This is a genomic window from Gimesia aquarii (assembly GCF_007748175.1).
Classification (GTDB): domain Bacteria; phylum Planctomycetota; class Planctomycetia; order Planctomycetales; family Planctomycetaceae; genus Gimesia; species Gimesia aquarii_A.
The window spans coordinates 727,188-750,804 of sequence record NZ_CP037422.1; the positions used below are offsets into that span (position 1 = coordinate 727,188).

The 23,617-nt window shown below is 45.7% G+C and carries 19 protein-coding genes; 17 read left to right on the forward strand and 2 right to left on the reverse strand.

All coding sequences use genetic code 11. The features are described 5' to 3' along the window. The first annotated feature begins 129 nt into the window (after positions 1 to 129). Positions 130 to 1,725, forward strand: coding sequence for a sulfatase (locus tag V202x_RS03015; RefSeq protein WP_145171073.1), 1,596 nt, complete (start codon positions 130 to 132; stop codon positions 1,723 to 1,725). 19 nt (positions 1,726 to 1,744) lie between these two features. Here V202x_RS03015 and V202x_RS03020 read toward each other — a convergent pair whose 3' ends face one another. Further along, positions 1,745 to 2,170, reverse strand: a complete 426-nt coding sequence (locus V202x_RS03020) for a hypothetical protein (protein ID WP_145171075.1) — start codon at positions 2,168 to 2,170, stop codon at positions 1,745 to 1,747. Between the two features lie 466 nt (positions 2,171 to 2,636). Between V202x_RS03020 and V202x_RS03025 the strand changes: the two genes are divergently transcribed. The 4 genes from V202x_RS03025 (at position 2,637) to V202x_RS03040 (ending at position 6,653) form a co-directional block, all read left to right on the forward strand. Further along, a complete protein-coding gene (locus V202x_RS03025; RefSeq protein WP_145171077.1) occupies positions 2,637 to 3,479 on the forward strand; it encodes a transketolase in 843 nt (280 codons plus the stop codon). Between the two features lie 106 nt (positions 3,480 to 3,585). Beyond that, positions 3,586 to 4,539: a transketolase family protein gene (locus V202x_RS03030; RefSeq protein WP_145171079.1), complete on the forward strand. Its 954-nt coding sequence runs from the start codon at positions 3,586 to 3,588 to the stop codon at positions 4,537 to 4,539. A 100-nt stretch (positions 4,540 to 4,639) separates the two neighbouring features. Continuing rightward, on the forward strand, positions 4,640 to 5,596 hold the full coding sequence (locus tag V202x_RS03035; RefSeq protein WP_145171081.1) for a GNAT family N-acetyltransferase: 957 nt from the start codon (positions 4,640 to 4,642) through the stop codon (positions 5,594 to 5,596). A 100-nt stretch (positions 5,597 to 5,696) separates the two neighbouring features. Beyond that, positions 5,697 to 6,653 (forward strand): ornithine cyclodeaminase family protein, encoded by a 957-nt coding sequence (locus tag V202x_RS03040; RefSeq protein ID WP_145171083.1) that lies wholly within the window; start codon positions 5,697 to 5,699, stop codon positions 6,651 to 6,653. Between the two features lie 26 nt (positions 6,654 to 6,679). Here the strand turns inward: V202x_RS03040 and mazG are convergent, their stop codons facing one another. After that, a complete protein-coding gene (mazG, locus tag V202x_RS03045; RefSeq protein ID WP_232098806.1) occupies positions 6,680 to 7,720 on the reverse strand; it encodes a nucleoside triphosphate pyrophosphohydrolase in 1,041 nt (346 codons plus the stop codon). A 5-nt stretch (positions 7,721 to 7,725) separates the two neighbouring features. Between mazG and V202x_RS03050 the strand changes: the two genes are divergently transcribed. The 12 genes from V202x_RS03050 to V202x_RS03105 all read left to right on the forward strand — a co-directional run bounded on the left by V202x_RS03050 (position 7,726) and on the right by V202x_RS03105 (position 23,595). Then, positions 7,726 to 8,217, forward strand: a complete 492-nt coding sequence (locus V202x_RS03050) for a hypothetical protein (protein ID WP_232098807.1) — start codon at positions 7,726 to 7,728, stop codon at positions 8,215 to 8,217. A 36-nt stretch (positions 8,218 to 8,253) separates the two neighbouring features. Continuing rightward, on the forward strand, positions 8,254 to 9,285 hold the full coding sequence (locus tag V202x_RS03055; protein ID WP_145171085.1) for an alpha/beta hydrolase family protein: 1,032 nt from the start codon (positions 8,254 to 8,256) through the stop codon (positions 9,283 to 9,285). Between the two features lie 296 nt (positions 9,286 to 9,581). Beyond that, positions 9,582 to 12,566: an anaerobic glycerol-3-phosphate dehydrogenase subunit C gene (locus tag V202x_RS03060; RefSeq protein ID WP_145171087.1), complete on the forward strand. Its 2,985-nt coding sequence runs from the start codon at positions 9,582 to 9,584 to the stop codon at positions 12,564 to 12,566. Next, entirely contained in the window at positions 12,563 to 12,817 is a 255-nt protein-coding gene (locus V202x_RS03065) for a MoaD/ThiS family protein (RefSeq protein WP_145171089.1), read from the forward strand. The genes V202x_RS03060 and V202x_RS03065 overlap by 4 nt, the downstream gene beginning before the upstream one ends. 41 nt (positions 12,818 to 12,858) lie before the next feature. Beyond that, the gene (locus V202x_RS03070; protein WP_145180331.1) at positions 12,859 to 13,293 is read left to right on the forward strand and encodes a molybdenum cofactor biosynthesis protein MoaE; all 435 of its coding nucleotides are present in this window, start codon (positions 12,859 to 12,861) and stop codon (positions 13,291 to 13,293) included. A gap of 99 nt (positions 13,294 to 13,392) precedes the next feature. Further along, positions 13,393 to 14,394: a GTP 3',8-cyclase MoaA gene (gene moaA / locus V202x_RS03075; RefSeq protein WP_145171091.1), complete on the forward strand. Its 1,002-nt coding sequence runs from the start codon at positions 13,393 to 13,395 to the stop codon at positions 14,392 to 14,394. 131 nt (positions 14,395 to 14,525) lie between these two features. Continuing rightward, complete coding sequence (locus V202x_RS03080; protein WP_145171093.1) at positions 14,526 to 15,701, forward strand: aminotransferase class V-fold PLP-dependent enzyme; 1,176 nt, start codon at positions 14,526 to 14,528, stop codon at positions 15,699 to 15,701. Between the two features lie 393 nt (positions 15,702 to 16,094). After that, positions 16,095 to 17,792, forward strand: coding sequence for a GspE/PulE family protein (locus V202x_RS03085; RefSeq protein WP_145171095.1), 1,698 nt, complete (start codon positions 16,095 to 16,097; stop codon positions 17,790 to 17,792). 406 nt (positions 17,793 to 18,198) lie between these two features. Next, positions 18,199 to 19,314: a type IV pilus twitching motility protein PilT gene (locus V202x_RS03090; protein ID WP_145171097.1), complete on the forward strand. Its 1,116-nt coding sequence runs from the start codon at positions 18,199 to 18,201 to the stop codon at positions 19,312 to 19,314. 78 nt (positions 19,315 to 19,392) lie between these two features. Beyond that, positions 19,393 to 21,099: a GspE/PulE family protein gene (locus tag V202x_RS03095; RefSeq protein WP_145171099.1), complete on the forward strand. Its 1,707-nt coding sequence runs from the start codon at positions 19,393 to 19,395 to the stop codon at positions 21,097 to 21,099. 67 nt (positions 21,100 to 21,166) lie between these two features. Next, positions 21,167 to 22,426: a type II secretion system F family protein gene (locus V202x_RS03100; protein ID WP_145171101.1), complete on the forward strand. Its 1,260-nt coding sequence runs from the start codon at positions 21,167 to 21,169 to the stop codon at positions 22,424 to 22,426. A 239-nt stretch (positions 22,427 to 22,665) separates the two neighbouring features. After that, entirely contained in the window at positions 22,666 to 23,595 is a 930-nt protein-coding gene (locus V202x_RS03105; protein WP_145171103.1) for a type II secretion system protein, read from the forward strand. Positions 23,596 to 23,617 lie beyond the last annotated feature (22 nt).

Consider the following 23,617-nt stretch of genomic DNA (forward strand, 5'->3'; position numbering starts at 1 on the left):
CTGTCCGGTTGAATCTTCTTGTGGCTGATCCCTGCTTATCCTAAGATAAGGTTCTATGTTGAGTTGTCTCTTTGACTCTCAAGCGGAAAATGTTTTTGCCTGTAAAATCTTTTACGGAGACGTGTGGAAATGGATCAGCGTGATATTCGTGTGCTGTCTTTAGTATTATTATGCTTAATTGTTTCGGAAAGCATCACTGCTAAAGTGGCAGAAGCACAGCAGAACCGTCCCAATATTCTGTTTTGTATTGCCGATGATGCCTCGTTTCCTCATATGGGAGCCTACGGTTGTTCGTGGGTGAAGACACCAGGATTTGATCGCGTGGCGCGGGAAGGTTTATTGTTTACGAATGCCTATACGCCCAATGCCAAGTGTGCTCCCTCACGTGCTTGCATTCTAACGGGCAGGAATTCGTGGCAATTGAAACAGGCTGGGAATCACATGGCCTTTTTTCCACCAGAATTCAAGACATATGTCGAAGCGTTAGCTGACGCAGGATATTTTGTAGGCAGGACAGCGAAAGGCTGGGCGCCGGGGGTCGCCGTCGATGCCACAGGCAAACGTCGCAATCCTGCGGGACCCGCTTATAATCGTTTAAAGGCTAAGCCGCCAGCGAAGGGGATTTCGGCCATCGATTACGCGGCTAACTTCGAACAGTTTCTCAAAGATTGCCCGCAGGAAAAGTCGTGGTGCTTCTGGTATGGCGGGCTCGAACCACACAGACGATACGAGTATGGCTCCGGAGTCAGTAAGGCGGGTAAAAAATTAACAGACATCGACCGTGTTCCCGCATATTGGCCCGACACGGAAGTGATTCGAAACGACATGCTTGACTATGCCTATGAAATTGAACACTTTGATTGGCATCTCGTACGTATGCTGGAAGCGTTGGAGCAACAGAATCAGTTAGACAATACGATTGTGGTGGTTACTGCAGATAACGGAATGCCTTTCCCCCGCGTAAAAGGACAGGAGTACGAACGTTCGAATCATTTGCCGTTAGCGATCATGTGGAAAAAAGGAATCAATGGTAAAAATCGGACGATTGATGACTATGTGAGTTTCATTGACTTCGCCCCTACTTTTATTGAGGCAGCAGGGTTACAGTGGGAACAGACGGGAATGCAACCGACGGCAGGTCGATCTCTTTCGGATATTTTTCATTCAAATCAATCGGGTGTGATCAACCCCAGGCGTGACCATGTATTGATTGGTAAAGAGCGGCACGATATCGGTAGGCCCTTTGATCAAGGGTATCCGATTCGTGGTATTGTGAAAGGGGGCATGCTCTATCTCAAGAATGATGAACCTGGACGTTGGCCCGCCGGTAATCCGGAAACGGGGTATCTCAACTGTGACGGGAGCCCGACGAAGACTGCGATTTTAAACCTTCGCAGAGCAGGGAAACAGGAATCGTTCTGGACGTGGGCCTTTGGAAGACGAAAAGCAGAAGAACTCTATTCCATTCAGGATGACCCGGAGTGTTTACAGAATCTAGCCGACCTGCCAAGATTCCAGACGATTAAAAATGCCTTGAAGCAACAGTTGCAGGAAGAGTTGATCGCGCAAAAGGATCCTCGTGCCTTGGGAAAAGGGGCTGTATTCGAAGGTTATCAATATTCGGATGCGCGTACCCGTAACTTTTATCACCGGTTTATGAAGGGTGAAAAAGTCAAAGCGGGTTGGGTCAACGAAACTGACTTTGAGGTTGGGCCCCTTGATTGAATCTGATCAGATTCTATTTCTATGATTTGTCTTCACTTTTGACAGAAAGATATCCAGCTGAAGACTGAAAATATTTTTGTCTTCTGCGCTCTGTCTCGGCTGTAGCAGCTGACATACTTGATTTGAGGTCTTCGAGATTCGCTCCGCAGTAGCGGCAACCTGTCTGATTCAAGTGGAATTCCACATAGCTTTGATAATCAGGCGGGAGTGTTTCGAGTAAATAGCCTCCCAATTGACTGCGCGAAGGGCAGCTCAGGCGATTTCTTCTCCAAATTTCTCCAACAGAATGCGCACCGTGATCACGTTGCTGAGAGAGTTGAGCCAGACGGACACGTAGTGAATCAGATTGTCTTAATGCAGTTTCAACCTGAGACATCAGTTCGACCGAAAGGGATTCGTCCAGATACGCCAGCAATTCCTGGTCTGTAAATAGGCTGTCAGCCATTACTGGGGAGCCTCTGTAAAATTTGAGAAGAAATCATGTTCATTTTGAATCAGAGTGTTCTATTATTGTCAAAGAATGACAGGCTTTAAAGACTTTTCGGGTAAACAGTTGTGTATTTTACATAGATAACGTGAAATGCCCGATCATGTATGAAAATTTTTTGATTGATTTATGAAATTAAGAAAAATAGACAATCTAATGACCGCGGCTTTTCCTGTTCCGCAAAATGGTTTCTATTGCTTACATGGTTGTCGCTGAACGCTTAGCTCGTTAGCATACCCTTATTAAATTGATGCGCTTAGTTTGCGCCTCGTGGCGCCTGAATGCTGTCACTGCTCGAATCAAACATACCAGATCGGTAACTCACTTCTTCCAATCATGCGAAGTCAGCGGGGCAAATGTAATTGATGGATGATGTTTCAGAGCGTGGCGAGTTTGTTTGTTTAGAAGAATTGAAGGAAACAACGTGGCTGCTCAAGCAAATGCCTTATCGATTGAAGAGTTGAAGGAAAAAGGGAAAGTCCTTCGCCGTCTGATTATCCGAATGACAACCGAAGCTGGTAGCGGACACCCCAGCAGTAGCTTGTCTGCTGTTGAAGTGGTAAATGCACTCTGGTTCGGTGGTTTTATGAAATATGATCCACAGAATCCGACTTGGGATGCACGGGATCGTTTCATTTTAAGTAAGGGCCATGCAGTACCTGTCTTGTATGCCGCCATGGCGGAGGCGGGTTACTTCTCAACCGACGATGTTATGACACTCCGAAAATTGGGGAGTCCCTTTGAAGGCCATCCCAATATGAAACGCCTTCCTGGAATCGAAGCTTCAACAGGTTCGCTCGGACAGGGGCTGTCACTGGGTATTGGGCAAGCTTTGGGAGCGCGTTTGAATCAGAACGGGTCCAATGTGTTTGTCGTGATTGGTGATGGCGAAATGGGAGAAGGTCAGGTCTGGGAAGCATTAGCTGCTGCTGAAAAGTACAAGTTGGGTAACCTGACTGCGATCATCGACCAGAATACCTACCAGCAGACCGGCGCTACGAAAGATGTGCTCGATCTGGGTTCCTTTGAAGAAAAAATCGCAGCCTTTGGCTGGCATACGCAGACGATCGATGGCAACTGCCAGAAATCCGTTGTTGAAGCTCTGGAAGTTGCGTCCAAAGTAACGGATCGCCCCAAGGCCATCATTTCGAAAACAAAGAAAGGGTTTGGGATTCTACCCGTACTCGAAGAAACGGGAGACTTAAACTATCACGGTAAACCGCTTTCACCAGAGTTGGCAGAAAAAGCACTGGCATTTATTGCTTAGTGTCAGAGCTTTCTGATTTTCTGTGAACGGAGTCAGATCCAAAACAGAAAACACCTGATAGCAGTTCGAATCAAATCAACATATAAACATAAAGAGACGTATTATTATGTATTTAGGTGAAATTAGTGGATTGAAAATAGGACAAGCCACCCGCGATGCATTTGGAGATGCTTTAAAAGATCTGGGTGATAAGCATCCTGAAATTGTAACCGTGGATGGCGATGTTGGAAACTCGACTCGCACGGAAGTCTTTGCGAAAGCCTTTCCTGAACGTGGTTTTAATGTCGGTATTGCAGAAAGTAATATGGTCAGCGTTGCAGGAGGTCTAGCTTCCACTGGACATATTCCGGTTGTTGCCAGTTTTGCCGCATTTCTCTTATGCAACGCTTATGACCAAATCAGAATGTCCATTGCGTTCCCTGGCATGAATGTGAAGATGGTCGGAACACATGCGGGAATTTCCATCGGCGAAGATGGTCCTTCACAGATGGGGATAGAAGATGTCTCATTGGCCTGTAGTCTCCCTGGTGTGGTTGTCATGGTTACTGCTGATGCTGTTTCTACCAAAGCTGCAACAGCAGCGATGGTTGAACATAATGGTCCCGTCTATCTAAGACTCGGTCGACCAAATGTGGCAGAAATTTATTCAGAAGGTGATACATTTGAGATCGGCAAAGCAAACACAATTCGTGAAGGTGACGATGTAACCATTATCGCCAATGGTCTGATGGTAGCAGGTGCTGTTGATGCCGCGACCAAACTGGCAGAAGAAGGAATTTCAGCACGTGTGATCGATATGCATACTGTAAAACCAATCGATGTGGATGCGATCCAAAAAGCGGCCCGAGAAACTGGTGCGATTGTTGTTGCAGAAGAGCATCTGGCGCATGGTGGATTAGGCTCGGCTGTATCTATGGTTGTTTCACAATCAACTCCAGTTCCCATGGCCTATGTCAATGTTGGCGACTGTTTTGCAGAAAGTGGTGACCCTCAGGGGCTCCTCGATAAATATGGTTTGACTGCAGACGCGATTGTAGAAGCTGTCAAGAAAGTAAAATAGTGAATCTGATAAAGCCCTCTTCTACTCCAGAGAGGGCTTTATTTATTGTTGCTTTAGAAAACTAATTTTAAATTCCATTCACATGTTGTGAGAAAACTTTGTGACTGAGTTTCGCGCGTTTCATAATGCTGACCCACCGCAGTTGCTGAAATTATGGCATTCTGCGGGGCTGGGAAGAGGAGCAGCGGAATGTCTTAACAATGACGCCTTTGAAGTGTTGATCTTTTCTCAGCCTTATTTTGATCCGAATGGATTAATCGTTGCTGAAGACAACGGTGAAATTGTTGGTTTTGTTCTGGCGGGATTCGGCACGAATGCAGAAAATTCTGCGCTCGATTATTCCAAAGGTGTGATCTGCGCGTTGATTGTACACCCTAGTTACCGCCGAAAAGGCATTGGTCGAGAACTGGTTCGCCGGGCAGAAGAATATCTTCGGTCAAAAGGCGCAACCGAAATTACCGCAGGGGCTTCTGGTTTACTGTCGCCATTTTTGGTAGGTCTCTATGGTGGAACTCGTCCTTCAGGCTTCCTGTTATCTGATCCAAATGCAGCGCCGTTTTTTGAAGCGATTGGCTACGAAGCTACGGGGTCGATTCGAATTTATCAACGCGACCTACTCGGACAGAAGCCTAAAATCAAGTTTCATCTGGTAAATATACGTCGCAAGATGCAATTGATGATTTCCGATGACTATCAGGCTCCGAATTGGTGGTGGCTGACTCGCATGGGAAGGCTGGAGACTCTGCATTTCGAGCTCGTTCCCAAATCAGGAGAAGCAGCAGTTGCCTCGGCAACTGTTGTTGGTCTGGATCTATACATTCCTAAGTGGGAAGAGCGGGTGATAGGACTGACGGATGTCTTCGTTAAGGAAGAGATACGCTCCCAAGGCTATGGACAGTCACTGTTATTGGAGATCGCGCGTCGTCTGCAGGACGAGCTGATTACCAAGCTGGAATGGCATGTAGAAGAGTCCAACGTTGTTGCCAGTCACGTCGCCGAAGCCGTTGGTTATCATCAGGTAGATACTGGTATTGTATATCGGCCGGTTTCACGTTAGCGTGTAAAAAATAAGAGAAGTATGTTTTCTCTTCAGAGGATTTGTTTCCTCTCATTACTAGTCATCAATCCTGATTCAATGTTGAAAAAGGTAACCGTTTATGGCGGCGTTATATATCACTGAAGACGATGTTCGTTCTGTAATGGACATGGAAAAATCCTTGCTGATCATCCATAAAGTCTTCAAAGAAATGGCCTCTGAGAGAGCCACCAATGTGCCGCGGCAGCGCGTTCGCGCACCAGGAATTATGCTACATACCATGTCAGCCGCCAATGAATACTTGGGTTATATTGGTTGGAAAGCATATACATCGACTAAAGATGGGGCTCAGTTTCATGTTGCTATTTACGATCAGGAAACGGGTCAGATGCGCGCCTTAATTGAGGGGGATTTTCTTGGTCAGTTGCGAACAGGTGCAGCCAGTGGCGTGGCGACAGAGTACATGGCAAGACCAGATTCAAAAGTGGTTGGTTTATTCGGCTCGGGATTGCAGGCACGCACGCAATTGCAAGCGGTTTGTCAGACACGAAAAATTGAGTTTGTGTCTGTTTACTCCCGCAATCATGAAAACTGCAGTGAATTTGCCGAAGAAATGACGGAGCTTTGTAATGTGGAAGTCAAAGCCTCCCATTCTCCAGATGAAACAGCAGCTGAGAAAGATATTGTTATTTGTGCTTCCACAAGTAAAACTCCTTTGTTTGATGGTCGTGTCCTCGATGAGGGAACACATTTGAATGTCATTGGCTCGAACCACCGTTCGAAGCGGGAAATTGATCGTACTACAATCAAACGTGCTGACGTGATTGTCTGTGATGATATAACGCAGTGCAGGCAAGAAGCAGGAGATTTCATTCAGCCTGTAGAGGAAGGGATTACCGATTGGCGATTGATGCATGATTTGTGTGAAATCGTGGCAGAACGCCAGACAGGACGCGCGACCGACGATCAGGTGACATTATTCAAATCAGTTGGTTTGGCTGTAGAAGATGTGGCAATGGGAGCTGAGATTTACCAATTGGCACTCGAAGAAGGCCTGGGTGTCGAATTACCTTTTTAAGATCAGGAGAGAGAGACAAAATCCTTCTATGAAGTTTGCTTTTCCTGTACCTTAATATTTTGGTAGATGGTTTCCATTTCCTGCAATGAAGCGCTCTGAATCGAGCGGCCCGCTTTTTCCAGTTCCTGTTCAATTTTTTGTACGCGTTGTTGAAATTTACGATTACTTTTACGCAGTGCTTCTTCCGGATTGATCTTCCAGCGTCGTGAGATGTTGGCCACCACAAATAAGATATCGCCTAATTCGCCTTCGACCCGCTCGCGTAGTTTTGGATCATCAATTTGCGTGTCTGTGATAATTTCTGCTTCGACCGTTGCAGGGGTATCGGGTATTTTTCCCTCGGGATAAATTTCGTCTGCCAATTCCTGAATCTCTTCACGAAGTTTATCAAACAACATATCCCGATGGGGAAAATCATATCCGACTTTTGCTGCTTTCTCTGCTATCCGTGCTGCGCGTGCAAGCGCAGGTAAATCTTGAGGCAGGCCATCAAAAATAGATCGGCGCTGTTTTTCCTGTTCTTTGATTTGATCCCAGTTCTTGCGGACCTCTGCCGGGGATTCTGCAGTCACATCACCGAATACATGAGGGTGGCGATCGATCATCTTTTGAGTCAGACGATTGACAACATGTGTCAAATCAAAGCGGCCTTCATCAGCGGCGATCTGAGCATCGAGCACGATTTGCAACAGAAGATCTCCCAGTTCTTCAATAATATGCTGATCATTGCCAGAATCGATGGCTTCTAAAAGCTCGTAGGTTTCTTCCAGTGTATACGGTTTGATGGATTCCAGTGTCTGTTCACGATCCCAGGGACAACCCTCGGGCGACCGTAGGCGGGCAATCACATCACAAAGCTTTTCAAAAGCAGGGGTTAATACACTATAATCAGGGGGAACACCGGAAGGGCGGGCTGAATCAGTTTCAGATGGTTCAGAAAGAGATTGAAAATCAGAGTCTGTCATTGTACTACCGTATGATTCACCTGTAAGCAATAATGGTGTAGGATAGTTGTATCGTAGCGAATTCAATTCGCTCTGAAAATTCACACGTAATTCATGAGGCATAAAAGATGAGTTTTCTAAAGAAAAGTTTAATGTGCAGTATGGTCTTATTGTTGTCCCTGGGCTCGGGAATGGCTGCGGATTCCACTCAGCGGGAAATGCTCGAAAAGAAATTTGAACAGCAAATGTCTGGTGCCACTCTGGTAGGACATTTTTCCGTTGATGGCAAAAATAATGGGAAGCCACCACGTGAGGAACGTTATGAGATTGCCTCAGCAAAAAAAATATCCGGCGATCAATGGATGATTACCGCACGCATTAAGTATGGCGAACATGACGTCAGTGTACCAATGCCTTTAAATGTGTATTGGGCGGGAGACACTCCGGTTATTTCATTGACAAATTTAACCATTCCTGGATTGGGAAAAGCTTTTACTTCTCGCGTGATGTTTTTTGAAGGGCGTTATGCAGGTACCTGGCAGCACGGTAAAGTGGGCGGAAACCTCTGGGGAAAAATTGAATATGCAAAGCAGAAGACCGATGAGTCCCCAGAAAAGTAAGAGATAATCAGTATTCAAAATTTGCGGAGTAGATTTATGATTCAGAGATTAAATGTCAGTCTATGTTGCCTCATTCTGTGTGTTGCAAACAATGGGAATCTCATTGCGTCTGAGAAAAATTCTCAAATCAAGAAACCACAGACAAGCAATAGACCTCCACTGAGTTTGATCAAAGTCAAAAGCACTTTGGATCAAAGTCTGCAACCGTCTCTGATCTGGTTACCGGATTCGGCCAAGACAACTCCGACTCCCCTCTTCGTGTTTCTACACTCCTGGAGCGGAAACTATAAGCAGAGTAATACGAAGTGGCAGGATCAAGCCGTGAAGCGCGGTTGGATTTATCTGCATCCCAATTTCCGAGGTGTAAATCAGCAGCCGGAAGCCTGCGGTTCTAAATTGGCACGGCAGGATATTCTGGATGCAATTGATTATATGATTGAGCATTACCAAGTCGATCAATCGCGGATTTATCTGGCGGGTTCATCAGGAGGGGGCCACATGACGATGTTAATGGCCGGGCATCATCCTGGTCGGTTTTCAGCGGCTTCGGCTTGGGTTGGTATCAGTGACTTAGCAGACTGGTACCATTTTCATGTTAAGGAGGGAGTTCCTCAGAACTATGCGCGCATGATTTTGAAGTCGCTTACTGCTAAACCGGGCACTTCGTCTGAAATAGATGCAGAGTACCACGATCGTTCTCCCCTGTATTGGATTGAGAACGCAACGGACTTGCCTCTCGATCTGAACGCAGGAGTTACCGATGGCAAGACCGGTTCTGTACCCTTTGCACATACCTTGCGTGCGTTTAATGCGATTGCAAAAAAAAATCGAACGACACAGATTACAAAAGAGGAGATGCAACAACTTTGGGACTATAGTAAATTGAAAACTCCTCAGCCTACTGATCAGGCGACAGATAAAATCTATGGTCGAGACATTCATTTAAGAAGGAATTCCGGTTTAGCACGTGTCACCATCTTCGAAGGAGGGCATGAAGGCTTGCCTCAACCTGCCTGCGAATGGTTATCGAAACAGAGACGTGATACTTCAGATTTTCAAAAAGATTAGAGGATCAGAAATCTATCGATGAAGCGTTGAATCGGTCGATATGTTGAATGTGTTTTGGATTCCCAGGGTCTCAGAGATTCGCTTTGTGGTCAAATTGAGCTGAAATGGCAGTTTTGGGGAAGATTATCGAATGCTCATATTATAGGGGTTCTTTCATAGGAGTTCCTGATTTCATTATACAAAGCCTGATTCGGTGAATTGACAGTTCAAACCATGTACTTTGATCGCATAGAATAGAAGCAAAGCCAAGCCTCACCAATACGCGTGCAAGAAATTCAACCCGAGAGTGAATCACTTTGGACCGCCAACAGCAAAGAATTGCAGAAGATCTTTCCAGCCTGATTACAGGTGATGTGCGATGCGATCCGGTGGCGTTGTCTATTTATGCCAGTGATGCAAGTCTCTATCAGGTTCCTCCTTTATGTATTACTTATCCCCGCGAGCGCGACGATATCATTGCGATCGCCAGATATGCTAATGAGATGAATGTTCCTCTCATTCCGCGAGGAGCAGGAACAGGATTAGTTGGTGACGCCATAGGCAGTGGTATTGTTGTCGATTGTTCACGCTATCTGACAGGCTTTGAGTTGATGGATGATAACCTGGTGCGTGTTCAACCGGGAGTCGTACATGCGCAACTCAATCGTTTTTTAAAACCACTTGGATTGTATTTTCCACCAGATCCTTCCAACACGGAAGTCACAACCATTGGCAGTATGTTGGCGATTGATGCCGCTGGTTCGCGCGCCATACGTGTTGGTTCCACCCGTGATCATGTTAACCAACTAGAAGTAGTGCTTTCAGATGGAACCTGCTTTGAAGCAGGAAATGAAAGTCTTTCGATTCTCAACCAGCCTCACACAACTTCTTCAACCAGTACCCCTTTATTGGGTGAAGTACCTGCTGAAGCGCGTGCAGAGCAAGTCAAACGAACGATTTTGAGTAAGCTTTCCCAACTCCTGACTGAAAATCGACATTTGATTCAGGAAAAACAAAATTCCGGTATTCCTAATTGCAGTGGGTATTTTTTAAAAGGAATCAAGACACGAAATCATCTGAATCTGGCGCGCTTACTGGTCGGCTCAGAAGGTACATTGGGATTTTTTTCTTCTGCGGTATTGCATGTTTCACCTTTACCGGCTCACCGTGGTGTTGCGCTGTTGTTATTTGGAGATTTGGCATCAGCAATTCGTGCCGTGCAAACGATTACTTACTTACAGCCTTCCGCCTGTGATTTGCTGGATCGACGCTTGTTGTCATTAGCAAGAGAAGCCGACCCTCGTTTTACCTCACTAATTTCAACTGCAGCAGAAGCCGCTTTATTAGTGGAGCAGGTAGGCTTTAGTGATTCACAAGTCCAGAGTCGATTGCATAACGTGGTCCTGGCTGTGAAAAACGTGAACTCGCGCGTTGTTGTAGCGATGGAGACACATCAGGCTGATGAAGTGGATTTTCTCTGGTCATTACCTCAAAAGGTGGTGCCTTCATTAAGTCGATTACCAGGCGAAGCACGTCCTCAGCCCTTTGTCGAAGATATCGCTGTTCCTCCGGATTGCCTTTATGAATTTTCACAGAAAGCGCAGAAAGTATTTCAACGTCACCAGGTCACAGCCACGTTATATGCGCACGCGGCTTCAGGGCAAATTCATCTGCGACCTTTTCTTCCCGCGTTGACTCAACAGAACGCACCGATCCTGGAGAGTATTGCTCGTGACTTATATCAGACCGTCTTTGCTGTAAATGGTACAATCAGTGGCGAACACGGAGACGGTTTGGCCAGAACCGCCTTTATCCGTTCGCAGTATGGCGATTTGTATCGAGTATTTCGCCAAATCAAAGATACATTCGATCCACATAATCTCCTCAATCCCGGAAAAATTATTAATGATGATCCCCATGTGACGATCCGAAATCTAAGACCAGTCCCTGAAACATTTCCGGAACTGATTGATTTACAACTGGACTGGTCGCCACAAGAACTACAAATTGAGGCTTCCCGTTGCAACGGTTGTGGATCATGCCGCAGACAGGATCCGGGATCTCGGATGTGCCCAGTTTTTCGCATAGAGCCATTAGAAGAAGCATCCCCTCGCGCGAAGGCGAATCTGTTTCGAGGGTTGTTGTCTGGCGAAATTCAACCCAATCAGCTCACTTCCACAGAAACCAAAAGGGTGGCCGATACCTGTTTTAACTGCAAGCAGTGCCAGCTGGATTGTCCTTCCACGGTCAATATACCTCAAATGGCGATTGAGGCAAAAGCAGCTTATGTATCAACTAATGGCTTGGATCGAACCGATTGGATTTTATCACGTGCACATTCCTTTGGAGCCTTAGGCAGTACGCTGTCGATGGCAGCGAACTGGGCCATCAATAATTCTACTGCACGCTGGGTGATGGAAAAAATGATGGGCATTCATCGTGATCGAAAGTTGCCTTTATTTTCGAGGCGCTCATTCTTGCGATCCGTGCCGAAACGATTCACAAAACGTCCCCGGCCCGGTGGAGACCCTGATTTAGTGATCTTTTTTGTCGACTATTTTGCCAACTATCATGATCCCGAATTAGCGCATGCGTTATTGGCAATCTTGCAACATAATCAAATTTCCGTTTATGTGCCTTTAGATCAATTGGCTTCCGGCATGGCAATGGTTTCTGCCGGGGATTTGATAGCGGCTCGTAGTCTGGCGAGGGAAAATATTCAAATTCTGAATGAATTTGCCAAGGAAGGGCATCAAATTATCTGTTCGGAGCCCGCTGCTGCCATATGCCTCAAACAGGAATATCCGATGTTAGTTCGGAATGAAGAAAGTACAGCCATTGCATCTCAAGTGACAGAAGCAGGAGACTTTTTGCTGCAATTGCATAAATCGGGGCGTTTACGGACGGATTTTGGGCCGCTCGATTTTGAATTGGACTATCATACACCCTGTCACACCAGGGCATTATCGTCCCGATCCCCGCTTATGGATCTGCTCGCTTTGATTCCTGAGCTTAGGGTGAATACAATTGAGAAAGGTTGTTCGGGAATGGCGGGAACTTATGGTCTTGCCAGGGACACCTTTGAAACATCAAAGCAGATCGGTCGAGAGTTGATCGATCATATGAAGATAACAAGAGTGAGAGCGGGTGCTACTGAGTGTAGTAGTTGCAAAATGCAGATGGAACAGGAAACTCGGATTCCGACCATTCATCCGATCAAGCTGCTGGCACTTTCGTATGGCCTGATGCCGGAAATTGAGTGGAAGCTGCAACCACAGAAGAAAAAACTGGTCGTTTCATGACAGTACAACAGATTCATGTTAAGTTATTTGCCCGTGCTAAGGAGTTGGTAAACAGCGAATTAATATCTGTGACGATTTCTGAAGGAATGACCGTAGAACAGTTACGGCTGGCGATTGCAGAACAATATCCAGAGCTTCAACCATTGAGTAACCAGTTACTGATTGCCATCGACAATGCCTATGCAGGGGAAAGTCAGATTCTGAATCCAGAGCAGGAAGTCGCCTGTTTTCCTCCGGTTAGTGGTGGTTGAACTCTCTTATTACTGACTCCAGATTAGTAAATTCAAAAATGATGACTCCAGATTATATTTCCATTTCAGATCAGCCTATCGATTATACCGCGACGACCGAACGGGTTCGTTCCAATGAGTGTGGGGCTGTGGTGTTATTCCTGGGCACAGTCCGTGAAATGACAGCCGGTCGTCAGACGGTTGCTCTGGATTACGAGGCTTATCCCGAAATGGCACAAAAGACAATGCAACAATTAATTACAGAAGCACGCACACAATGGCCCGTGCATGCGGTTGCCATCGAACATCGAGTCGGTCACCTGCCTTTAGGAGAGATCAGTGTGGCGATTGCCGTTAGTTCGGCTCATCGAAAACAGGCGTTTGAAGCAGGTCGCTTCTTGATTGATCGTTTGAAGGAAATCGTACCCATTTGGAAGAAAGAAAATTGGTCAGATGGAACATCTGAATGGGAACATCGAGAATTCAAGACGAATTAGGCAGTGAAGATACCTTCAACTGGCTATAATAAATATGAGATCTGGCTGAAAGTAGAGATTTGAGAGACGTAGTGAGTGCGTTTAGTTTGTGAGGCTTTAATGGAAAACCAAAATCAGCTTATCGATTCGTTCGGACGTGTGCACAATAATTTGCGAATTAGCGTCACGGATCGTTGTAATATTCGCTGTTTTTACTGTATGCCCTCTGAAAATGTTCAATTTGTGCATCGGAGCAAGATTTTATCATTTGAAGAGATTATCAGATTTGTGCGTCTCGTGGTCCCCATGGGAGTGAATAAAATACGTTTAACTGGCGGCGAACCTCTAGTCAGAAGACAGATTCCCGAACTGGTTAAAATGCTTTCAGAAATCCCGGGTATCGATGATATTGGGATTACGACAAACGGAATTCTTCTGCCACAATACGCACAAGAATTATACGATGCTGGATTAAGGCGCATTAATATTAGCTTGGACGCCTTAAATGCGAAGAAATTCGAAGAGATTACTCGTCGTGACGACTTTGAGAAGGTAATAGAGGGGATTCAATCAGCTCACGCAGCTGGCTTTGATCCAGTAAAAATCAATGCGGTTTCGATTCGTAATATGTCGGAAGAGGAAATTGTTCCGTTTGGACGTTTGGCACGTGAAACCGGTGCAGAAATTCGTTTTATTGAATTTATGCCCCTGGATGCAGACAATCAGTGGGAGCGAGAAAAGGTCTTATTTGCACATGAGATTCAAGAAATTCTCACACAGGGAATTATGCCTCTGGTTGCAGAGAAGCAGTCCGATCAAAGTGCACCCGCTTCTAATTTCGTCTTTGAAGATGGAGTGGGACGAATCGGTTTTATTGCCTCCATCAGTAATCCCTTCTGCATGAGTTGCAATCGTTTTCGTTTGACCGCCGATGGTAAGCTTCGGAATTGTTTATTCAGCCTGGAAGAGACAGACATACGGGAGTTGTTCCAATCGAATGCTTCCGATGAACAAATAATTGAAGCGATACGAAATAGCATTGCCGCTAAAAAAGAAGGACATGAGATCAATACGGCACGATTTATTCAGCCAGATCGCCCAATGTACTCTATCGGCGGTTAAGCTCTATATCACGTCTAATTTGAGCATAGCGGCTTCAAAGCGATGATTCGAGGTTCAAACAGTCCTGGAGACGCTACAATAAACCTGGTACAGGCTAACGTGTTGTTTAGAGTCTGGTTGGTAAAATTAAAATGAGTGAGCAGCAGTCGATTTATTTAGATAACGCAGCAACCAGTTTTCCCAAACCGGAATCTGTCTATTCAGCCGTAGATCACTATAACCGGTGTGTAGGAGCACCCGTTGGTCGTAGTGCTTATCGGGCTTCAATCGAGTTACAGTCCTCGATTGATCAGTGTCGAAAGTTAGCAGCCCAGGTATTGGGAGCATCTCGGCCTGAAGAAGTGGCGTTCAGTTTTAATGGAACGGACAGTCTGAATATTATTATTCATGGAGTTCTCAAGCCCGGCGATCATGTGATTACGTCAGATGTGGAACACAATTCTGTTCTCAGACCCCTGCAGACGCTCAAAGAACGATGGGGGTTGGAAACGACCTATGTCCCGGCAAATCAACAAGGCATAGTGGACGCGGTTTCTTTTCGTGAAGCGATCCGAGAGAACACGCGGTTGATGATTCTGAATCATGCCTCTAATGTGATCGGTTCCATACAACCGGTATGCGAAGTCGGAGAGCTCGCTCAAAAAGCGGGAGTTTTATTTCTTGTAGATGCCGCACAAACAGCAGGACATCTACCAATGGACGTTTCCCAGATGCCGATTGATTTTCTAGCTTGCTCGGGCCATAAGGGGTTGATGGGGCCATTAGGAACAGGGTTAATTTATCTTCGTTCCGATAGTGCTGAGCGAGTGAGGAGCTTCCGCCAGGGAGGTACGGGGACTCGTAGCGAGGAAGAAACACAACCACTCAGTTTATCTGATAAATTTGAATCAGGAAATCATAATGCCCCCGGTCTGGTTGGATTAAAGGCCGCTCTCGAATACATTCTGGAAAAAGGTGTCATACAACTACGCCAGCATGAACAAGAATTAACGTCTCGCCTTCTGGAAGGTTTTCGCCAGCTTCCTGACTTCGAGGTGCCGGGGCCTGAACAGGTTGAGTCGCGAGTGGGGGTCGTCAGTTTAGTGAGTCAAATAGTTGAACCACAGATACTGGCATCAGTCCTGGATGAAAACTTCGGCATCCAGACGAGAGCAGGTTTACACTGTGCACCACGAATCCATCGTGCAATTCAGTCGTTGGATTATGGGGGGACATTACGGTTCAGTCCCGGGGCTTTTAATTCTCTCTCACAAATTGAATCCACCATTTCCGCTATGCAAGATTTGCTTCATTCCTTTCGAATTTGAACAATGCTCATGTTCAGAGGTCTTGATCTCGTTACCGGGGCATTTTTCTTTGATCTGAGAAAACTCTCTCAAGTATTTTTTGTATATCGATTTACATCCTTGACACTCTTTGAGATCTACCTCAAAATTAAAAATAGGCAATTCTTGCTCTACATATCTTAAGTCTCTTTCACTAATGATTATTTGAAAATTCGGAGATCAGTCAACTCAATAGAGATAGGAGTAACAAGTATTTTCATTAGGCAGGAGGAGCTTACTGAAGGTTTGCCAACAGCCCTCAGTTCCTATTAATTTTATCAACCAGATTTAACCTGAGAATTGATTCCCTGGCTTTGATATGGGAAAACAGATTCTATTGGGGTTGAAACTGATTCTATTCCGTGGAGAAATTGAATGTCCGATGATTGGATGCAACAGTTAGTAGATGATGGGTTTCTAGGTCCAGCTCAGTTGGATGAAGCCTCAAGTCTAGCCAGCTCAATGGGAATTTCTCCCGGAGAAGCTCTGGTCAAGCTGGGATACGTCGGTGCGGAGGTCATTGCGCAGGCACAAGCCTCCCTGTATGGATACGAATTTGTCGATTTGGAGTCAGTTGAGATTCCCCAATCAGTGATTGAATTGGTTCCCGAATCAATGGCACGGGAAAATACGGTCATTCCTGTTGGAATGAAGGGAGATTCGCTGCAAATAGCGCTGCATGATCCTATGAAATACGAGGTTTTGGACAAGCTGCGTTTTATCATTAATCGTGACATCGATGTTGTGATGGCTCCCATCGAGTCGATTCAGGCAGCGATCAACAGACACTACGGACAAAGTGAAACTGAGTCTGTTGATACGATGTTGAAAGAGTTTACAGAAACAGCCATTGATATCACAGCCACAGAGTTGGCCACCTCTGCCAATGTAGAGGAAGAAGATGATAGCGCCCCTGTAATTCGGTTGGCGAATCTGATTATCAGCGAAGCGGTAAACATGCGAGCCAGTGATATCCATGTCGAACCTTTCGAAGATCGCATTCGCATTCGATACCGAATTGATGGAGTTCTGATTGAGCGGGATAGCCCTCCTCGGCGATTGTTGATGGCGTTGGTTTCCCGTTTCAAGATTATGGCTTCCATGGATATCGCCGAAAAACGTCGTCCACAGGACGGTCGAATTAAAACGTCCTTTGGAGGAAAAGACTTTGACTTGCGTGTGAGTATTCTTCCCACGAATCACGGACAGGCTGTTGTGATGCGTATTTTGGATCGAGACAATATTAAAGTGGGGATTCGGAATCTTGGATTTTCAGAAGAGAACTATCGACGATTTCAAACCATCATTCGTAGACCCAATGGAATTTTTCTGGTGACAGGTCCTACGGGGAGTGGGAAAACTACAACTTTGTATAGTGCTTTGGGTGAATTAAATCGGCCCGACCGAAAGATCATTACTGCAGAAGATCCAGTAGAATACTACCTCCCAGGGATCAATCAGGTGGAAGTGAAACATAATATCGGCTTGGACTTTTCCCGAATCATTCGTGCGATGTTGCGTCAGGCCCCTAATGTGATTCTAGTGGGTGAGATTCGGGATGTTGAGACAGCTGAGATGGCAATTCAAGCTTCTTTGACAGGACACTTGGTATTCAGTACTCTTCATACGAACGATGCGCCCGGTTCTATTACACGATTGATCGACATGGGGGTACAACCGTTCCTTGTTGCTTCGAGCGTCATGGCGGTCATGGCTCAGCGGTTGGTTCGTGTTGTCTGTGGTAAATGTGTGGAGACATATACCCCGGATCCTGGTGAATTGGAGTACCTCGGTTTGAGCCCCAGTCAGCTTGAATCAGCGATCTTCAATCGAGGCAAAGGATGCAACACATGTTCACATACTGGCTACAAAGGCCGTAAAGCGGTTTTTGAATTAATGATGATGAATTCTGCTATACGTGAAATGACTTTTCGCAGTGAGCCTTCTCAGAATATTAGAAGACAGGCACGTTTGTTCGGTATGAAATCATTAGCAGAAGACGCGGCTGATAAAGCCTTGCTGGGCATTACCACACTTTCAGAGGCAATGAAATTAGCCAAAGGGTTAGAATAATCAATTGGGGCTCTTGCTGCAAATTTGGGTAGACCGTTTTGTGCGTTTTGTCAGTTTTTCGTTCGAAAAGCATGCAAGCTCTCATGTGAAGATCTTGATCTATTTTAAGGGCTTTTGTTGAGTTTTGAGTTTGTTTACCGGATAATTCATTGACGTTCGCTGATTTGGCGTGCGATTTCATTTTACATATCTAAACTGTCTTATCTAAAGTTTAATCGTTTTAATTTTCAGATTCCTAATTCGGGCCAGTTGTATCACAAAAGAAGACTCAGAAGTTAATGGTTGTTCAAGGAGAGGGAACAAAGTAAATCAAAGGATGATCAATACTTCTGTGTCAGACTTCAGTTTGGATCGCAATTGGTTCTAGCTCACTTTTCAGATAAAAAGTTTTCAGAAAGTACTTTGGATGGCAACAGTTCAGATTGATAAGCTACTGGAGACGGTAGTTAAAGAGAGAGTGAGCGACTTACATATCACGACAGGCCAGCCACCCGTTGTTCGAGTTGGGGGGCGTATGGTCCGACTGGAGACGAAAAGCCTCGAGCCAGACGATACTGTTGCATTGATGAAGAGTATCACTCCTGAGCGAAATCAGCAGGAACTGCAGGAGGTTGGAGGGACCGACTTCGGATTTGCATTTGGTGACAAAGCACGATTTCGTGTGTCTGTGTTCAAGCAGCGTGGTCATATTGCGATGGTGCTTAGGCGTATTCCGAATGAGTTCCTCACTTTTGAGCAGCTCGGACTGCCCACAGTCATTGGTGATCTGCTAGAGCGCCCTCGTGGTCTTTTTCTGGTGACAGGTCCTACAGGTAGCGGTAAAACGACCAGTCTGGCCAGTATGATCAATCATATGAATGATACTATGGATCACCACATCATCACGATGGAAGATCCCATTGAATATTATCACGACCACAAATTGTCGACTATTAACCAACGCGAAATTGGGGTCGATGTTCCCACTTTCCCCGAAGCACTACGACGTGCCTTACGGCAAGACCCCGATGTGATTCTAGTGGGGGAAATGCGTGATCTCGAAACAATTTCTGCCGCGATTACAGCTGCGGAAACAGGGCACGTTGTATTTGGAACTTTGCATACAACGGGGGCGCAAGGAACAGTGGATCGAATTATCGACGTGTTTCCTACTAACCAGCAAGACCAGATTCGGACTCAGTTGTCGACGTCCATTATCGGTATTCTCAGTCAGGCACTAATGCCTAAAAAGCCAAAGGGCCTCGTGGCCGCTTACGAGATGCTGGTGGTTACGCCGGCGATTGCCAACTTGATTCGTGAAGCCAAGACCTATCGAATTAATTCGAGTATTCAGACCGGGCGAAAATTTGGAATGCAACTATTGGATGATGCCCTGTTCAATCTTTGGCGTGACGGCCTATGTGAGGAAAAAGATGTTGTCATGCGATCCAACAATCCCGGTGAACTCAAAGCCAAGATTGCGATGGCCAAGAAAGGCTTATTGGAAGATGAAGATGAAGACGAAGATGATTTTGAAGATTAGTCGAAAAATATAACCACAGCAATAATATTTGATCCTTCATTTTAGAACGAAGCGAAAGCGTAAAGAAGGTAGACACACATGGCAGCAAGACGCCTTGGTCAAATCATGGTTGATCTGGGATACATCTCAGAAGATCAGTTATGGGATATTCTGGAAGAACAAAAACAGAGTCCGGGTGAAGTCATTGGCCAGGTCGGGATTCGGATGGGACTGGTTACCGAAGAGCAAGTTACGCAGGCTCTGGCCGAGCAGTGGGGCATGCCGGTCGTCGAGTTGGCAGAAACGAATATCTCACCCAAAGTACTTGAACTTGTTCCCGAAACAATGGCATCGATTTATAAAATTATGCCTGTCTCGTTGAAAGACGATGTGCTGACAGTCGCTATGGCTGATCCTCAAAACGTGGCAGCCTTGGATGACTTGAGAAATTTTCTGGGTTACGACGTTCGCGGGGCTGTATCGAATCTGCATGATGTCGAAGAAGCAATCGCCCGTCACTATTCTGAGCATGAAGATAGCATCGAAGATGTAATTGGAACCATTGAAGATGAACTTGGTGAAGAAGATGGTAAGAACGTTTATGATCTTTCGTCTTCTGAAGAAATTGCCGATGCCGCGCCCATTCGGAAACTGCTGAATATGGTCATGTTGTTGGCCATTAAAGATCAGGCGAGTGACATTCATTTGGAACCGTTTGAGGATGAATTCAAAATTCGTGTTCGCGCAGATGGCGTCTTGTATGAAATGGTGCCCCCCCCTCGTCACTTGGCCAACGCGATTGTCTCGCGTGTTAAAATTATGGCGGATCTGGATATTGCAGAACGACGTTTGCCTCAGGATGGTCGTATTGAACTAAACGTGGGTGGGAATCCCGTCGACTTGCGCGTGAGTGTGTTGCCTACACTGTTTGGTGAGGCCGTAGTTATGCGGGTTCTTGACCGAACTGTCGTGCAGTTGGACTTAAACAAGATCGGTATGGATCCTGTTACGCTCACACGATTCCGTGAAATGATTCACCGACCCAATGGAATTGTGCTGGTTACCGGCCCGACCGGAAGTGGAAAAACGACAACCTTGTATTCCGCATTGAATGAGTTGAACGTGATCGAGGAAAAAATCATCACGACGGAAGATCCGATTGAATATGACATTGATGGTCTGATTCAGGTTCCTGTAAATCCTGATATTGACGTCACGTTCGCTTCGGTATTGCGGGCAATTTTGCGTCACGATCCCGATCAAATCTTGATTGGCGAAATTCGCGATTACGAGACCGCTGAAATTGCAGTCCAGAGTGCACTGACCGGGCACTTGGTATTTAGCACATTGCACACCAACGATGCACCTTCGGCGATCACACGTTTGCGTGATATGGGTGTTCCAACCTTCCTGATTACGGCGACAGTGGAAGCCATTCAGGCACAACGTCTGGTGCGAACCATTTGCAAGGAATGTCGTACCGAGTTTGAACCTAGTGACGAATTGTTAATGGAATTGCAGCTCCCGATCGAACAGGCTCGTCAATACAGTTTCTACTACGGGAAAGGTTGTGCGACCTGTAATAACTCAGGGTATAAGGGCCGAACTGGTCTCTATGAATTGATGGATGTGACTGATGAAATTCGCGATTTGATTACCGCTGATGCTTCAACAGATGACATTCGCAATGTGGCTCGTAGTCAGGGGATGACCACATTGCGAGAAGCAGGATTGAAATTGATTTTTGACGGAGTTACCACGATCGACGAAGTCGTTCGAGAAACTGTGATGGAAGATATTGAGTAACGTCGAGCTTTAAGGCTTGCTACAGAACACAAACACTTTTTTAGATGATTTTTGATGGAGTAACGCCATGCCGGTTTATCAATATGAGGCAATGGATAATACAGGACTCGAGGTGAAAGACACCATCGAAGCGCCTACTGAAGCAGATGCCCAGACTCTCATTAAAGAGAAGGGGTTTTTCGTTACGAAAATCGCCGAAAAAGGCCGTGGCAAGAAACAGAAAAAAGGCGGTGCCGCAAAGGGTGGAGGGGGTAAGAAAGCCAGTCCCAAAAAAGGTGGTTTTTCCATTGGTGGTGTTCGTCCGAAGCAGTTGACTACCTTTACGCGACAGCTTTCTACTCTCCAGGATGCAGGTCTGCCGATTTTGAGAAGTCTTCGTATTCTAGAAGCGCAGGCAAAACCGGGACCCTTAAAAGCATCTCTGGATGGGGTGATTGAAGACATTGAATCTGGAAATACGCTTTCCGAAGCGATGGGTAAACAACCTAAGTGTTTTGACAACCTTTATGTCAACATGGTGAAAGCCGGTGAAGCCGGTGGTGCTTTGGAAGTCATCCTTCAGCGACTGGCTGAGTTTAAAGAACGTGCCCAAAGTTTAAAGAAGAAAGTCCAGGGAGCCATGATCTACCCGGTGGCGGTGATCACCGTTGCCAGTTTGATCGTCGGTTTCATTATGTATTGGATTATTCCGAAATTCAAAAAGATCTTCCTCGATTTCGGTACAGAATTGCCTGGTATTACGCTTTTGTTGATGAGCATGAGTGATATTGTGGTTTCCTACTTTTACCTCTTTCCGGCGATTCCTCTTGCCTTGTGGATCTTTATCAAAATTGTCAAGAAGAATAAAAAAGGCGCGTTCGTTATTGACTGGATCGCCCTGCGCATACCGTTATTGGGGAAGATTATCAGTAAGTCGGTGACCGCGCGAACGTGTCGTACCTTGGGAACGCTCATTGCCTCCGGGGTGCCGATTCTAGAGGCGATTATCATCGCCCGTGATACGGCCGGAAATATGGTATTTCAAAAAGCATTCGACACAATTTATGCAGCGATCCGCGAAGGGGAAACAATGGCGGTTCCTCTAAGAGAAGCGCGGATTGTCGATGATATCGTGGTCAATATGGTAGACGTGGGTGAAGAAACAGGGGCACTCGATAATATGCTCTACAAAGTTGCCGACGTCTATGATGAAGAGGTTGCCGTTCTCGTGGACGCTTTAGTGAGTTTGCTGGAGCCGCTGATGGTAATTGTTCTTGGTTTAATCGTGGGCTTTATTGTAATTGCGCTCTTTATGCCCTTGATTAAACTGTTGAATGACCTTTCGTAGTATTTTAGAGAGAGTGTAGCAAAATAATACAGTTTTTCTCTCTTATTTAAGTGGGTATTTCAAGTTTAAAAAATCGTAAAGCATTTGATATAATAGTGTTACGGTTTTACGAGATTTCCGGGCACGAAATTTGCCCTTAAAATTAGTTAGAGAATTCTCTCTTGATTTTATGCTCAGCACAAAGTGAAGAGGCTTCTCTGTACTCAAACTGTTATTTCGAAAAGAGTTAGGAGTTAACAATGAAACGTCGGTCGCCAACAGCCCTTAAGGCGTCACAACGAAACAGACGTGCTTTCACGCTGATCGAGCTCATGGTCGCCATTGTGATCATCCTGATTCTACTCGGCTTGCTGATTCCGGCCATTGGTGCGGTAAGACTCCGAGCACAGCAGTCGCAAGTACGTGCAGAAATTTCCAGCCTGGAAGCGGCAATCACTGCGTTCAAAGCCGATTTTGGTATGGATCCTCCGAGTGGGATTGTGTTGCATGAATCAGGCAGCGCAACTTGGAGTCAGCGCGATAAAAACCTAATTCGAAAGTTGTGGCCTCAGTTTGATTTTTCGTTAGATAAGGACATCAACGGAGATGGCGATGCACTTGATAATGATATTACTCTCAATGCGGGCGAATGTCTGGTGTTTTTTTTAGGCGGTGTCTATGAGAAAACTGCAGATGGAACTTTTAGGGTTTATGGTTTTTCCAAAAATCCTGCTCAACCATTCCTAAATCCCGGTTCGAGTGTTGCTGCGCTATCTGCTACCAATTCAAGTCGACGTGGGCCTTACTTCGAGTTTGATAACAGCCGTTTTGTAGACACTGATGGTGATATTGCTCCAGAATATCTCGATTCATTTCCCGGTCAGCAAAAACCATATTTATACTTTAGCAGCTATGATGGACGCGGTTATCGAGATTCAGAATTACCTGTATTATTGGGTTTTAAGAGTGTCTATCGTGAGGGGAGTTCAGCTCATGGTTCAACTCCTGGGATACCGTACAAAGCTAAGACCTATCAGATTATTTCTCCTGGTGCCGATTTCCAGTATGGGGTAGGCGGGAACTATGACCCAGACAAAAACTTTCCCGGCCCTCAACCTCCTACTTATTTAGATGACCGAACCGTCGAAGCTGACAACATCACCAATTTTGTCAGCGGTTCTTTGAAGTAATCAAAATTCGTTTTCATAAAGC

Coding starts and splice junctions, on each gene's coding strand:
- V202x_RS03050 (WP_232098807.1), top strand. CDS start 7,726: ATGAGTTTTCTAAAGAAAAGTTTAATGTGCAGTATGGTCTTATTGTTG.
- V202x_RS03020 (WP_145171075.1), bottom strand. CDS start 2,170: ATGGCTGACAGCCTATTTACAGACCAGGAATTGCTGGCGTATCTGGAC.
- V202x_RS03085 (WP_145171095.1), top strand. CDS start 16,095: ATGTCCGATGATTGGATGCAACAGTTAGTAGATGATGGGTTTCTAGGT.
- V202x_RS03105 (WP_145171103.1), top strand. CDS start 22,666: ATGAAACGTCGGTCGCCAACAGCCCTTAAGGCGTCACAACGAAACAGA.
- V202x_RS03070 (WP_145180331.1), top strand. CDS start 12,859: ATGACTCCAGATTATATTTCCATTTCAGATCAGCCTATCGATTATACC.
- V202x_RS03080 (WP_145171093.1), top strand. CDS start 14,526: ATGAGTGAGCAGCAGTCGATTTATTTAGATAACGCAGCAACCAGTTTT.
- V202x_RS03030 (WP_145171079.1), top strand. CDS start 3,586: ATGTATTTAGGTGAAATTAGTGGATTGAAAATAGGACAAGCCACCCGC.
- moaA (WP_145171091.1), top strand. CDS start 13,393: ATGGAAAACCAAAATCAGCTTATCGATTCGTTCGGACGTGTGCACAAT.
- V202x_RS03095 (WP_145171099.1), top strand. CDS start 19,393: ATGGCAGCAAGACGCCTTGGTCAAATCATGGTTGATCTGGGATACATC.
- V202x_RS03015 (WP_145171073.1), top strand. CDS start 130: ATGGATCAGCGTGATATTCGTGTGCTGTCTTTAGTATTATTATGCTTA.
- V202x_RS03090 (WP_145171097.1), top strand. CDS start 18,199: ATGGCAACAGTTCAGATTGATAAGCTACTGGAGACGGTAGTTAAAGAG.
- mazG (WP_232098806.1), bottom strand. CDS start 7,720: ATGCCTCATGAATTACGTGTGAATTTTCAGAGCGAATTGAATTCGCTA.
- V202x_RS03040 (WP_145171083.1), top strand. CDS start 5,697: ATGGCGGCGTTATATATCACTGAAGACGATGTTCGTTCTGTAATGGAC.
- V202x_RS03100 (WP_145171101.1), top strand. CDS start 21,167: ATGCCGGTTTATCAATATGAGGCAATGGATAATACAGGACTCGAGGTG.
- V202x_RS03055 (WP_145171085.1), top strand. CDS start 8,254: ATGATTCAGAGATTAAATGTCAGTCTATGTTGCCTCATTCTGTGTGTT.
- V202x_RS03065 (WP_145171089.1), top strand. CDS start 12,563: ATGACAGTACAACAGATTCATGTTAAGTTATTTGCCCGTGCTAAGGAG.